Below are 12,010 nucleotides of genomic sequence, written 5' to 3'. Positions count from 1 at the left end.
TACGCAAATTCGGGAAATATGAGATTTTCTTCCTGAATGTGCAGAATTTGCTGCGGAAGCGGGATGATCGCGAAGCGGAGATCAGTCCCGTTTCTGGCGCTGATTTGACGCACCAGTCGTTCAGGTCAGCAGGCGCCGCCATCGCTCCGCGGCAGGTCTGAGCTTTCCAAGCTGAGGTGAGGCGTGTCTCCCCCAGACCTGGGCCCCGTCACCACAACCAGCGGCTTAGGAACTCGGCCCAGATGTATCCCTGATACCCCGCGAATGCCGGCGGGTCGCATTCCTCCAGTTCGGCCGCCAGTTCCTCCAACTCGGCCAGGACGGCGTCTTCCTCGTGGTGGTCGGCGTTGAGGAGCAGGTCGCAGGTGTCGACCCGCAGCCCGTAGTGGTGCAGGCATTGCACCCAGAGGACGACGGAGGAGTTGGCGAACCACGGCTCGCCATCAGGCTGAACGTAATAGACAGTTCCGGTATCCGGCTCCACGGCCCACGAGGAAGTCAGGGCACCGTCCGGGAGGCCCGAGAGCTGCGTCTCGGCCACGCGGTACAGCAGTCGTCCATCAGTGGTCGGCAACGACGGCTGAGGCCCTCCCTGGAAACACACTCGGGTGAGAGGCGTGTCCTCGGTGTGAGGAATGCCGACCTCCATCAGGATCGCCTTGTCCGCATCTGATATCCGCCAGTCGCCCACTTCAGACCCCTTGGCCCGGGTCACTCCCTGCCCACCGGCCCAGTCAACGAGATCTTCGTAGGTCAGGCCCTCATAGAACAGTGCCACGATTACCTCCGGCCCCGGACGCTACCCCCGAGACCCCCGTACCGGGTCCGTGGGCCCACCAGCGCGCAGCTTCCCAAACTGAGAGCGCGAGTTCGATTCTCGTCACCCGCTCCATGTGAAACCCCCAGGCCACGGCCCCGCTCACCCCGTCTCGGCCAGCAGGCGCTGCACCCGGGGCTTCCACAGCCACGCGGCCGTGTGATCCGGGGTGGTCATGGCCAGGCGCCAGGCGTGTACGGCCTCGGGTGTGCGGCCCGCGGCGGCGAGGGCGCGGCCGTAGTCCAGGAGGTCTCGGGCCGTGCCCTCGTTCTGCGGTGGTTCCGTCGCGTCCAGCACGTCCGGGCCCAGCAGTGCCTCGTAGTGATCGCAGGCGCCGCTCGCCTCGCCCCGCAGCAGCGCCAGACGGGCGTCGAAGCGCAGGTGGTACAGCGGGTTCTGGGCGCGTCGGATCCAGGGGTCGGTGTCCAGGACGTGCCACTCGCGCTCGGCCAGCGGCCCGTTGCCCTCCAGTACGGCGAGGTCGAAGAGATGGGCGTGGCAGTTCATCCGGAATCGCTCCGCCATCGAGCCGGCGGGGCGCGGAACGGTCTCCAAGAAGGCGTCCATCTCGTTGAGCTCGCGCTCGTAGTCGTCCGCGGACAGCCACTTGCCGTAGTAGGCGAACTGGGCGGCGATGCTCCGCGACACCCACGCCGAGACCTCGTTTCCCGCCTCCCGTGCGGCATCGGCGCTGCGGACCATCAACTCGTGCGCCGGGCGGATCTCCCCGCGCAGAAACGCCGCGTACCCCTGGTCGTACAGGTCGGTGGAGCGCTGTGCCGCCGTCGCCGTGTCGTCCCGGGCCAGCTCCGCGAGCAGCGCCTCCGCCTCCGTGACCGCTCCGTGGCGGCGCAGCCGGCCCGCCTGGGTACGGAGGAACTCGCCGCGTACGTGCGGCACTCGGCGCCCGGGAATGTGCGCGGAGAGGAAACCGCGGTCGGCGGCGGAGGTCAGCACCGCGGCGTAGAACGCGTCCGCGTCGGTCCGGTAGACCAGCGCGGCGTGCAGCGCGGCGGCGCCCAGCGGGCCGGGCGTGTCCCGCGCCTCGGCCCGCACCGCATGGGCGGCGACCGCCCGTGCCACCCGGGGTGCCAGGCCGGGGGCAGCCGCGGTCAGCGCACGGTGGGCCGCGAGGCAGTCGGTGAACAGGTCCAGGGGGTCCAGCCGGGCGGCCCGGGTATCGGCGTACGCCGGGTCCTCGATCACGGTCGCGAGGGAGTCGGCGCACGCGGCCAGGGCCGTACGGTCCGCGGGCTCACGGGTGTCGTCCAGGCCCGCGTCCAGCGCCGAGATCAGGTGGCCGAGGACATGGGTGAGGGCGTAATCGTCCTCGCAGGTCGTCCAGTTGGCGCCGTAGGTGTCCAGGATCTGGTGTGCGAGGCGCTGGTTGTGGATCACGGGGTCAACGTAATAGAGCCAGCGGTTTTCGTCCGCGTCGGTTTCCGGACTGGTCAGGAACCGTGTGACGGAGGCGTGGTAGAGACTCAGGGCGCCGTCGCCCGGGTCGCGCACGACGAGTTGGCGGAGATCGCGCAGTGCGAGGCGTGCGGCCGTGCGGCGGCCCGCCAGACCCGCCCAGTGCAGCAGCCGGGCCTCCGGCAGCGGCGCACGGGCGACGGCGAGCGTCGCGAGCAGTGGGTGCCAGATCTCGTCCCACTGCCCGGCCTGCGCGCGACCGTGGATCTGGGAGAGGAGGTGCTCATGGAGGCCGTCGAGGTCCGCGGGCAGCCGGCTGAGATCGGTCAGGGCCCGGAGGTCGTCGGGGCGGTCGTCCTCCACGGCGCCTCGGACCGCGCGCACCCAGGAGACGAGGAACAGGAAGTTTCCCGCCGCCCGCTCGGCGACCGCATGCACGGTGTGCCGCAGGTTCACGGCCCGGGAGCGTAACGCCGCGCCGAATTCCGGGTCCCCGGCGACGGCCTCCGCGTATGCCCGTACGTCGGCCACCGCTTCGGCCGTATTCGGTTCCAGGTGGATCTCGTGCAGCCGTTCCCCGTGGTGCAGCACCACCTCGCGGAGTCTGGGGTGCGGACGGCTGGTCGCCATGATCCGGACGTTGTCCGGCGGTGTCGGGCAGTTGGCCAGCCAGCCGGTCACGGTGTCCGGACGGAGCCCGGGTACGTGCGGCTCGTCCAGCTCGTCCAGCGCGTCGATGATCACGACGATCCGGGCGCCCGGGTCCTTCTTCAGCAGCGCTCTGGCGGGGTCGAAGAGCGCCAGGCGCTGCAGTTGCCTCGGGTCCATCAGCTCGGGGTCGGCGTCCAGCCGGTCCGTCGTGATTCCCGTCGACCGGCCCTCCAGCATCTCCACCCGCTGACGGATCCGTACGGAGAGCGGCTTGAAGGGGTTGGCGGTGATCTGCCGCGCCTCCAGCCCGGTGTGGCTGCCGCCTTCGGCCACCTGGCCGATCTCCGACTCGATGTCGATCCGGACCTGGGGATCGTCGAAGAGGTCGGGCCGCAGTGCGGCGAGCTGTCTGCCGAGGGAGATCAGCAGGTCATGGGTGTCGCCGCAGGAGTGCCCGACGCGGCTGTCGACCCGCAGGAAGTAGCGGGGGGACAGCCCGTGCCGCTGTGTCATCCAGGCCGCCAGTGCGGACTTGCCCACTCCGGCCGGGCCGGTGACCAGCACGATGCGGCAGGACGGCGCGGCGAAGTCGGCCTCGATCCGCTCCGCCAGCCAGGTTCTGGGGATGAACGGCTCCGCCAGATAGCGGTTGATCAAGGCCGCGCTGAACAGGTCGTCCGACGTGGGGTCCCCGGGGGCGTCGGACCGCTGCGCCGGTACGGTCACTCCGTATCCCCGTCCTCGCCCGGGCCGCCGACGCTGTCCGCCTGGAACCCCACCACACGGCCGCCCGGCCCGACGTTCTCCCCGTGGATCCGGGTGGTGAAGCGGCCGCCGCTCACCTTGCCCACACTGACGCCGATGACCTCTGCGTTGATCTCCTTGATGTCGATTCTGGTGTCGATGACCGTGCCGGAGGCGGGCCGCTCGCCGGCCTCCGTGACGAACGTGATGCGCTGCCCGTAGACCGCCTCGAGCAGTCGCCTGAGCTGGTCGACACGCTGGAGCAACTCGACGTCGCCGGGCTGGACGGAGTCCTCGTCGTCGATGAACGGGAAGAGTGCCGTGCGCAGTTGCCGCAGCGCGGCGACGGACTCCGTGAGCGCCTCCTCGTCGAGCCGACGAGTGTCGAGGGTGCCGGCGAACGCCGCCGGGGGGAGTTGTACGACGCCGTCGCCCGACTCGTCCGTGGCCGCGCCGCCTCCCTCCTGGTCGCCCCGGCGCCGGTCGAGCAGCGCTCTGGCCTGGTCGAAGAGGAATCTGATGCCTTCAGTGAGCGCGGTGGTGCCAAGGGTGGCAAGCAGTTCCATACGGCGTCTCCTCCGGGCAGACGGCACGAACGGTCGCGGCGGTGGCCAGTGTGGCATGTCAACTGGGGCTGGAGGAGCGCGGTTTGGGCGGGGCGCGGTGAGTGGACGGGCCTGGCGGCCGACCACCAACGAGCTTGGCGTCAACGGCAGTTACCGATAGGTAGAATTATCAGCCGGTTTGTTCGCGTATCGCGTTATCGCCCATCGCAGGGAATGGAGCATGGGGTGCGTCGGCTGAGTGGCGTGGTGTTGGTGGTCGCGGCGATGGGTCTCGCTTTCTGGTTGGCCCTCGGGCCTTCGACCGAATGGGACGGCGCCGCGAGGGTCGCTCGCTTCGCCCTCCTGCTGAGCTGCTTCGGGGTGATCGGCGGCGGTGCGCGGCTGGTCTTTCCCGGCAAGGCGGAGGAACAGCAGGCCCGGTTCACCGGCTGATCGGCGGCCGGCCGAGGTCCGGAGGGTTTCGCATACCGGACTCGCGCCCCTCAACCGCCGTCCAGGAAGTTGGGCTTCGCGTCAAGGAGGGAGGCGGCGCTGAGGACGTAGAGCTTGGTGCCGCGCAGGGGGACCGATGTCGGCCTCCGCAGGCCGTCCTCGGGCGACGAGGTGGAGGTGTTCACAGACGTCCGGCGCGCCGCCGAGACGCTGCTGGACGCGGACTTGGGGAACGCGGCCAGAGGGTGAGGGTCTCGAGGCCGGTGCTCAGTGCCCCGCGAGCAGCTTCACCGCGACCACGCCGAGGCCGATCCCGGCGTTGAGTACGGCGGCGATGAGGGAACTGAACGGTCCCGCGCCCACCCGGCGTCCGCCCGCGAACCCCCATGCCGCCAGGGCCGCGACCTCGCTGCCCACCGAGATCCACAACGCCGTGGTCAGCTCCATCGCGCCCAGCGCCGACAGGCCGACCAGCAACAGCGGCCCGACGGCAGAGGTGAGCAGCGGACTGCTGGTGAACAGCGTGTGCCGGATCTCGGGCAGCCGGGCGGGCCGGCCGTGGGCCACCGGGTACGCCTGCAGATCCGCGACCAGCGAAGCCAGCCATAGCCCGAGCGCGGTCGCCACCACCGCGACCGCCGACCCCGTTCGTGTGGGGTGACTGCTCTGCGCGAGGCCCACCAACACGGCGAGCAGCGTCAGCGAGGCATAGATGCGCTCCTTGAGCCGCTCACGCGCCCCATCGACGTGCCCATGGGCCAGGTTCTCCGGCGACATACCCTCGGCCATGGTCGCACCCTAGGCGGCGGCAGGCTCCCTCCCCGGCACATATGCGCCTCGCGTCTACGCCAGCGGAGCGTGGCGCTCCACCGCGCGGCTGAGGTTGTCCTCGATGCGGTCCAGGACGCGGATCATCGTGTCCTGTTCGTCCGCCCCCAGACCGGCGGCCGCGCTGTCTTCGAGTTCCGTCCACACCTGTTCGACCTCCTTGCGCAACGCGAGGCTGGCGGCGGTGGGTTCGATGATGGTGGCGCGCCGGTCGGTCTCGCAGGGCCGGCGGCGGACGAAGCCCGCGTTCTCCAGCCGCTTGACCGTACGGGTCATGGTGGCGGCGTCCGACCCGAGCAGACGCACGAGGTCGGTCTGGCGCTGCGGGCCGAGGTCCCACAGCTGCATCATCACGAGCTCCTGCCCGGGGTGCAGCCCGACGCGGCGCAGGAGTTGCCCGGCCAGCATCCGGTGAAGGCGGGCCACGCGGAAGATCGCGTGGTTCATGGCCCCCGCCCGGACCGAGGGCGGCATCTGGGTACGGGCCACCTCCGCGGCGGGGCCGGCCTGCGGTGCGGCGTCGGCGCCGGCGTCCGGTTCCTTCGACACGTCGTCCACGACTCCCCTCGTCAGGATGATTGCCCGAGCAGGAACATTCTATCGCCGTGGTTGCCGCGACGCCGCGAGGGCTCTGGGCAGCACAAGCAGCTTCGCATGTGATGCACGTCATAAGGCTTCAGGAATGTGTTGCGGGATTTACCTGTTCGAGCAAGTAATGGTGTGTGGCGCGCCAGACACTCATCGCTCACGAACATCGCCGACGAACAGGAACCTGATCATGACCACAGCCTTCACCTCCTACGACCTCGGCGGCATCCGCCTGTCCAACCGCATCGTGATGGCCCCCATGACCCGCAGTCGCGCCTACGGTTCCGGGCAGAGCGCGACGGATCTGATGGCGACGTACTACGCACAGCGGGCCAGTGGCGGCCTGATCGTCACCGAGGGCACCCAGCCGTCCTTGGTCGGCCAGGGCTACCCCGACACCCCCGGGATCCACTCCGCCGAGCAGATCGCGGCCTGGCGCAAGGTCACGGATGCGGTGCACGCCGAGGGCGGCGTGATCTTCCTGCAGATCATGCACACCGGCCGGGTCGGTCACCCGAGCCTGATGGGGCTCACGCCCGTCGGACCCTCCGCGGTGAAGGCGGAGGGGCAGGTCTACACGCAGGAAGGGCCGAAGGACTTCGTCACCCCGGCCGAGCTGACCGACGACGAAATCGCCCGGACCATCGCCGACTTCGCCGACGCGGCACGGAACGCCGTGGAGGCGGGCTTCGACGGGGTGGAGCTGCACGGCGCCAACGGCTACCTGATCCACCAGTTCCTCGCGCCGAACTCCAACCGGCGCACCGACGCCTGGGGCGGGACCCCTGACCGGCGTATCCGCTTCGCCGTCGAGGCCGCGAAGGCCGTGGCCGAGGCCATCGGTGCGGACAAGGTCGGCTTCCGCATCTCCCCCGGCAACCCCTACAACGACATCGACGAGAGCGACCGTACGGACCTGGAGGCCACGTACACCGCCCTCGTCGACGCCCTCGCCCCGCTGGGCCTCGTCTATCTGCACCAGATGGAGGCGCCCGAGGTGCGCGACCTGGTGGTGCGGCTGCGCAAGGCATGGCCGGGGACCTTCGTCCTGAACCCCTTCACCGGCATGGAGCCCACCGGCCCCGACGCGCTCGGCCTCGTCGAGGACGGCACCGCCGATCTGATCGCCTACGGCGGTCTCTTCCTCGCCAACCCCGATCTGCCCGCCCGTCTGGCCGTCGGCGGACCCTTCAACACCCCCGACCGCGCCACCTCCTTCGGCGGCGACCACCGCGGTTACACCGACTACCCCGTCCTCGGCTGACCCGCGCGCCACGCGGGTGCCCGCCACTCGGCGGGCATCCGCAGCACCGTCCCCCAGGTCGAACGGGCCGCCCCCGTCAGGCCGCCGGCCGGACCGGCAGTGCGTGGGTGTCGTGCGCCGGCGGGCAGCCCAGCCGGCCGCGGGTGGCGATCAGCAGGACGACGGCCGCGGCGGTGGAAGTGAGCAGCAAGGCGTGCGCGGCGTATCCGTCGGACAGGGACGGGAACATGTCGGACCAGGCCAGGGAGATGTAGTTGTTGACGCCGCAGTGCAGCAGCATGGCCAGCGGCAGGCTCTCGTCCGTGCGGTTGAACACCCAGGTCATGACGAAGCTGAGGGCGATCGCGGTGACGATGAACTCCAGCGGCGTGGACCAGGTCACGTGCGGCCCGCCCCACTCGGTCAGGAACAGCGGCAGGTGCCAGGCGCCCCACAGCGGGCCCACGACGAGGGTGCCGAGCAGCGGGCCGTGGCGGCGCTGCAGACGGGGCATGGCGAACTCGCGCCAGCCGGGCTCCTCGGCGAGGCCGGTGGTGACCATCTGCATGATCAGGCCGGGCAGGAACGCGGCCAGCACGACGACGGGCGGCATCGCGGGGCCGCGGCCGGCCAGCGCGGCCGAGGTGAGGGTCAGCGCGGCGGGCACCGAGACCAGCACCAGGACGTACCAGCGCCGGCCGACCTTGAACTTGGTCATCCGGCCGCGCCAGGCGCGCAGTCCGCGGCGTCCCTCGGTGACCCCGGTGATGAGAAGCGCCGCCGTGATCGGGCCGAGGTAGGCGCCGGGCAGGACGCCGAGGAGCTGGGTGGTGCCGCCGGCCCCGGGGAAGGCGAAGTGCCAGATGCCCAGGCCGTTCTCGGACAGGATGTACGGCGTCCACGCGACCCAGCTCAACAGGTAGGCCAGCGAGAAGAACCAGGTCAGGGGGCGGCGGCGGATGCTGCCCCGCAGTCCTGGGCCTGTGGGGGCCGACCGGTCCTCGATGCTGACGGGGGCTTGGATGCTCACTGCGGCGTCCCTTCGGATGGTATTGGCGGGTGGTCCGGGGCCGGCCCTGAAGGGACCGGCGACGGGAGCTCACTGCGCGCGGATGGCGTCCGCGGGCGGCGTGCGCAGGGCCTGCCGCGTGGGCAGTTCGATGGTGAGGAATGCCGTGACGGTGACCGTCAGGGCGAGGGCGGGCAGCAGCCACACCGGACCCGCGGGCCAGGGGCGGCCGAGGAAGCCCTGGCCCAGGAGGGCGAGGGGCACGGCGGACAGCAGCAGCGCCGTGGTGAGCGCGGTCGCCGCGGTGACCGCCGCCTCGCGGCGCATCATCGCGCGGATCTGGCTGGGGGTCGTCCCGTTCAGGCGCAGCGCCCCCAGCTCGACCCGGCGCTGGGCGGTCGCCGCGACGAGCTTGTTGGCGATGCTGAGCAGCAGATAGACGAGCAGGACCACGATCGTCGCCAGGTTGATCCACACCTCGGGCGGCGCATCCTTCAGGCCGTCGCCGGACGTCGGCTTCGTGTCCTCCACCACCAGGCCCGGGTGGGACGCGGCGAGGGTGGTCAGGGCCTTGCGGGCGGTCGTCGTGCCGTCCGTGCGGATCAGGATGCTCTGATCGAGGCCCGTCGCGGTGTGGCCGGCCGCCAGGTCGTGGGAGAGGACCACCGTGCCGAAGCCGAGGCCCCGGGCGTAGACGGCGACCACCTCGGCATCGACCCGTGCGCCGTCACCGAGGACGAGGCCCACCCGACGGCCCACCGATGCGGAGCGCGAGCGGGCGACGTCGCTGCTGACGGCGACGGTGGCGCCGGTGAGACGGGCCAGGCTGCCGTCGCGCACGTCGAGGTCGAGGACGTCCGCCGCGTCCGGCGTGAGGATCGTCGCGGAGCCGGACTCCGTCTCCGTCTCGCCGAACATCTCGTACGGCCACACCACGGTGGTGGTGCCGACCGGGGCCGCCGCCCGTACGCCGCGCGTCTTGCGTACGGCGGCCGGCGTGCCGTCGGGCAGGCCGCCCAGGCCCGGCGCGCTCAGCCGCAGCTGGGCGAGGGTACCGGTGCGGGTGTCGTGGGCGGTGGCGGCGAGCACGGTGGTCTGGGTGAGGGTGTAGGTCAGGACGAACACGACCGCCATGGCCAGTGTGCTGACGATCCCGGCGTTGCGCAGGGCGTAGGCGCGGACGTTGGCCATCGCCAGCCAGGTCGGGGCGGAGGCGCCGGACCGGGTGCGCCGGGCCGCGGCGTTGCCGATGCCCCGGACGAGGGCCGGGCCGGACAGCGCCAGGCCGATCGCGCCGAGAATGCCCGCGAGGGATGTGGCCGTCGCGCCGAGGACCGTACGGGAGAAGAGCGGCAGGGCCGACATGGCGGTCGCGGCGGCGATGACGAGGAGGCCGCTACGCGTCCGGGTCCGCGACGGATTGCGCGGCTCGCTCCGCGATTCGGCGACCGCCTCGGTGGCCGGCATCCGCGAGGTGCGCCACGCCGAGCCCCGGGCCGAGACCTGCACGGCCAGGGCCATCAGAAGGATCGTCGCGAGAGCGGGCAACGGGCTGAGCGTGAGCGGGAGTTCGGACGGGACGACACCCCGATCCGCCAGCAGTCCGCGGAACCGCCCGGCCAGCAGATGGCCGAGCGCCACACCGGGTACGAGGGCCACGGCCGCGACGACGGTCGACTGGGCGGCGGCAAGTCGCCGGATCTGCCGCGGAGTCGCGCCGACGGCCCGCATCAGCGCCAGGTCCCGGCGTTGCCCGGCGATCGACACGGCCAGCGCGCTCGCCATCACGAACCCGGTGATCAGCAGGACGATCCCGGCGAGCGAACCGGCGAGGAGGATCAGGAGTGAGCGGGACGCGCCCGCTCCGGGTGACACCAGGTCGCCGCGGGCCGCGCCGGTGACCGTCTCAAGACCGGTGCCCTTCAGCTTCGTACGGACTTCGTCGGCGACCCGTTCCCCGGCGCCGGGTGCGGTGCGGATGCCGATCAGGTCGACGGTTCCGCTGTCCCGCCCTGAGAGCCGTACGGCCGTCGTGTCCGCGAAGAAGATGCCCGCGTCCGGCGCGGCTACGACCGCCGAGACCCGATACCCGGCAGCGGGACGGGCGTTGGCGACCACCTGGACCCGGTCACCCACCCCGACCCCCGCCGCCGCTGCGGTGGCGCTGTCCACGGCGATCTCGCCGGAAGCGACCGGCCCGCTGCCGTCGACCCGCGCGCCGTCCAGCAGCTTCGTCGAGGACCAGCCATGTCCCGCGGCCTGGGGATCCCCGGCCGTCACGACCCGTCCGTGGGCGTCGAGCAGCGCGGCGGGAAAGCCGATGTCGCCGACCGTGGTGGTGATGCCCGGCAGGCCGGCCAGTTCGCGGACCAGTCCGGCCGGGACCCTACGACGCTCCGGGAGCGCGATCGGCAGGTCGCCGGCCGGATGGAACTCCTGGTCGGCGGCGACCAGGACATCCGCGCCGGCGAGACGGCCGGCGGGCAGGTGGGAGCGCAGGCCGGACTCGGCCAGGACGCCGGTGGCGGTGATCAGGGCCGCGCCGCCGAGGGCCGCGCACGCCACGGCGACCAGCGCGGTGATCCGGTGCCGGACCATCTGTATCGCGAGGGACAGCATGGCTCAGATCTCTCCCAACGCGACCAGACGGCGGGCCAGTTCGGGGGCGGTCGGCGCTTCGAGGGCCTCGACCACCCGGCCGTCGGCCATCACCAGCACGTGGTGCGCGCGGGCCGCGGCGGCCGGGTCGTGGGTGACCATCACGACGGTCTGGCGCAGGTCGTTCACCAGGTCCCGCAGCAGGTCGAGGACCTCGTGGGCGCTGCGCAGGTCGAGCGCGCCGGTCGGCTCGTCGGCGAACACCACGGCCGGCTTGGCCACCAACGCCCGGACCACGGCGGCCCGTTGCTGCTGCCCGCCGGAGAGCTCGGCCGGGCGGTGGGTGAGCCGGTCGGCCAGCCCGACCCGCTCCACCAGGGTCCGCAGCCAGTCGCGGTCCGGGGTGCGGCCCGCCAGGCGCAGCGGCAGGGTGATGTTGTCCTCGATGCTGAGCGAGGGGATCAGGTTGTACGCCTGGAACACGAACCCGACGCGCTCCCGGCGCAGTTCGGTGCGGCGGGTCTCGTTCAGGCCGGCGATCTCGTGGTCGTCGATGCGGACGCTGCCCGAGGTCGGGGAGTCCAGTCCAGCGGCGCAGTGCATCAGCGTGCTCTTGCCGGAGCCGGAGGGGCCCATCACGGCGAGGAACGTGCCGCGTTCCACGGTCAGCGACACCTCGTCGAGGGCGCGTACGCCGCCCGCGTACTCCTTGCTGACCTTCGCCAGGGCGATGGCGGGGCTCATCGACGGCCCCGCAGGTTGCGCACGACGAGGGTGCCGCCGCAGAGCACGGTGACCGCACCGCAGGCCAGGTTCACCCAGGTGTGCGCGCCGCCGAGCGAGGCCGCCATGTTGGCGACCGCGCTGATCACCACCAGCATCCACAGCAGGCTGCGGGCGACGTCCCCGCGGGTGAGGGCGGGCGTCGACGATGTGCCGGGCGTGGTGTCCGCGCTGGTCAGGCGGTAGGGGTCGGTGTTCGGCATGGGGGGCTTCCTCTCGGGGTCGGCCGTCGTCACCGACGCTATGGACCGCGACCCCGCCCGGCCGATCCCGCAGTCCGCCCGGTTCGAGGTACAGCAGGCTGTACTCCTTCGCCCCCGGGCTGACGGTGAACG

General features: G+C 71.7%; 12 protein-coding genes. 2 read left to right on the top strand and 10 right to left on the bottom strand.

Annotated elements, in window-relative coordinates; translation table 11 throughout:
- Positions 1 to 208 precede the first annotated feature (208 nt).
- The 3 genes from ACFQ6S_RS22815 to ACFQ6S_RS22805 form a co-directional block, all read right to left on the bottom strand.
- The gene (locus tag ACFQ6S_RS22815; RefSeq protein WP_383412627.1) at positions 209 to 778 is read right to left on the bottom strand and encodes an SUKH-4 family immunity protein; all 570 of its coding nucleotides are present in this window, start codon (positions 776 to 778) and stop codon (positions 209 to 211) included.
- A gap of 141 nt (positions 779 to 919) precedes the next feature.
- Entirely contained in the window at positions 920 to 3,610 is a 2,691-nt protein-coding gene (locus ACFQ6S_RS22810) for a hypothetical protein (protein WP_383412624.1), read from the bottom strand.
- Positions 3,607 to 4,194, bottom strand: a complete 588-nt coding sequence (locus ACFQ6S_RS22805; RefSeq protein WP_383412621.1) for a hypothetical protein — start codon at positions 4,192 to 4,194, stop codon at positions 3,607 to 3,609. Before ACFQ6S_RS22805 ends, ACFQ6S_RS22810 begins: the two co-directional genes overlap by 4 nt.
- Before the next feature lie 225 nt (positions 4,195 to 4,419).
- Between ACFQ6S_RS22805 and ACFQ6S_RS22800 the strand changes: the two genes are divergently transcribed.
- Positions 4,420 to 4,626, top strand: coding sequence for a hypothetical protein (locus ACFQ6S_RS22800; RefSeq protein WP_383412618.1), 207 nt, complete (start codon positions 4,420 to 4,422; stop codon positions 4,624 to 4,626).
- A 50-nt stretch (positions 4,627 to 4,676) separates the two neighbouring features.
- Here ACFQ6S_RS22800 and ACFQ6S_RS22795 read toward each other — a convergent pair whose 3' ends face one another.
- The 3 genes from ACFQ6S_RS22795 to ACFQ6S_RS22785 all read right to left on the bottom strand — a co-directional run bounded on the left by ACFQ6S_RS22795 (position 4,677) and on the right by ACFQ6S_RS22785 (position 5,928).
- Complete coding sequence (locus tag ACFQ6S_RS22795; protein WP_383412615.1) at positions 4,677 to 4,811, bottom strand: hypothetical protein; 135 nt, start codon at positions 4,809 to 4,811, stop codon at positions 4,677 to 4,679.
- Between the two features lie 82 nt (positions 4,812 to 4,893).
- Entirely contained in the window at positions 4,894 to 5,415 is a 522-nt protein-coding gene (locus tag ACFQ6S_RS22790; protein ID WP_383412613.1) for a hypothetical protein, read from the bottom strand.
- Positions 5,416 to 5,469: 54 nt separating this feature from the next.
- A complete protein-coding gene (locus ACFQ6S_RS22785) occupies positions 5,470 to 5,928 on the bottom strand; it encodes a MarR family winged helix-turn-helix transcriptional regulator (protein ID WP_383412997.1) in 459 nt (152 codons plus the stop codon).
- A 304-nt stretch (positions 5,929 to 6,232) separates the two neighbouring features.
- On the opposite strand from ACFQ6S_RS22785, the gene ACFQ6S_RS22780 reads away from it, so the two are divergent.
- Positions 6,233 to 7,306 carry an alkene reductase gene (locus ACFQ6S_RS22780; RefSeq protein ID WP_383412610.1) on the top strand — a complete coding sequence of 358 codons (1,074 nt, stop codon included), beginning with the start codon at positions 6,233 to 6,235 and terminating at the stop codon, positions 7,304 to 7,306.
- A gap of 76 nt (positions 7,307 to 7,382) precedes the next feature.
- On the opposite strand, the gene ACFQ6S_RS22775 is transcribed toward ACFQ6S_RS22780, so the two are convergent.
- The 4 genes from ACFQ6S_RS22775 to ACFQ6S_RS22760 form a co-directional block, all read right to left on the bottom strand.
- Positions 7,383 to 8,315: a CPBP family intramembrane glutamic endopeptidase gene (locus ACFQ6S_RS22775; protein ID WP_383412608.1), complete on the bottom strand. Its 933-nt coding sequence runs from the start codon at positions 8,313 to 8,315 to the stop codon at positions 7,383 to 7,385.
- 69 nt (positions 8,316 to 8,384) lie between these two features.
- Positions 8,385 to 10,913: an FtsX-like permease family protein gene (locus ACFQ6S_RS22770; RefSeq protein WP_383412605.1), complete on the bottom strand. Its 2,529-nt coding sequence runs from the start codon at positions 10,911 to 10,913 to the stop codon at positions 8,385 to 8,387.
- Positions 10,914 to 10,916: 3 nt separating this feature from the next.
- Positions 10,917 to 11,636 carry an ABC transporter ATP-binding protein gene (locus ACFQ6S_RS22765; protein ID WP_383412602.1) on the bottom strand — a complete coding sequence of 240 codons (720 nt, stop codon included), beginning with the start codon at positions 11,634 to 11,636 and terminating at the stop codon, positions 10,917 to 10,919.
- A complete protein-coding gene (locus ACFQ6S_RS22760; RefSeq protein ID WP_383412600.1) occupies positions 11,633 to 11,878 on the bottom strand; it encodes a hypothetical protein in 246 nt (81 codons plus the stop codon). Before ACFQ6S_RS22760 ends, ACFQ6S_RS22765 begins: the two co-directional genes overlap by 4 nt.
- Between the last annotated feature and the right edge of the window lie 132 nt (positions 11,879 to 12,010).

This window comes from Streptomyces sp. NPDC056479 (assembly GCF_042795335.1).
Lineage (GTDB): Bacteria > Actinomycetota > Actinomycetes > Streptomycetales > Streptomycetaceae > Streptomyces.
This window is presented reverse-complemented; position numbering and strand designations above follow the sequence as displayed.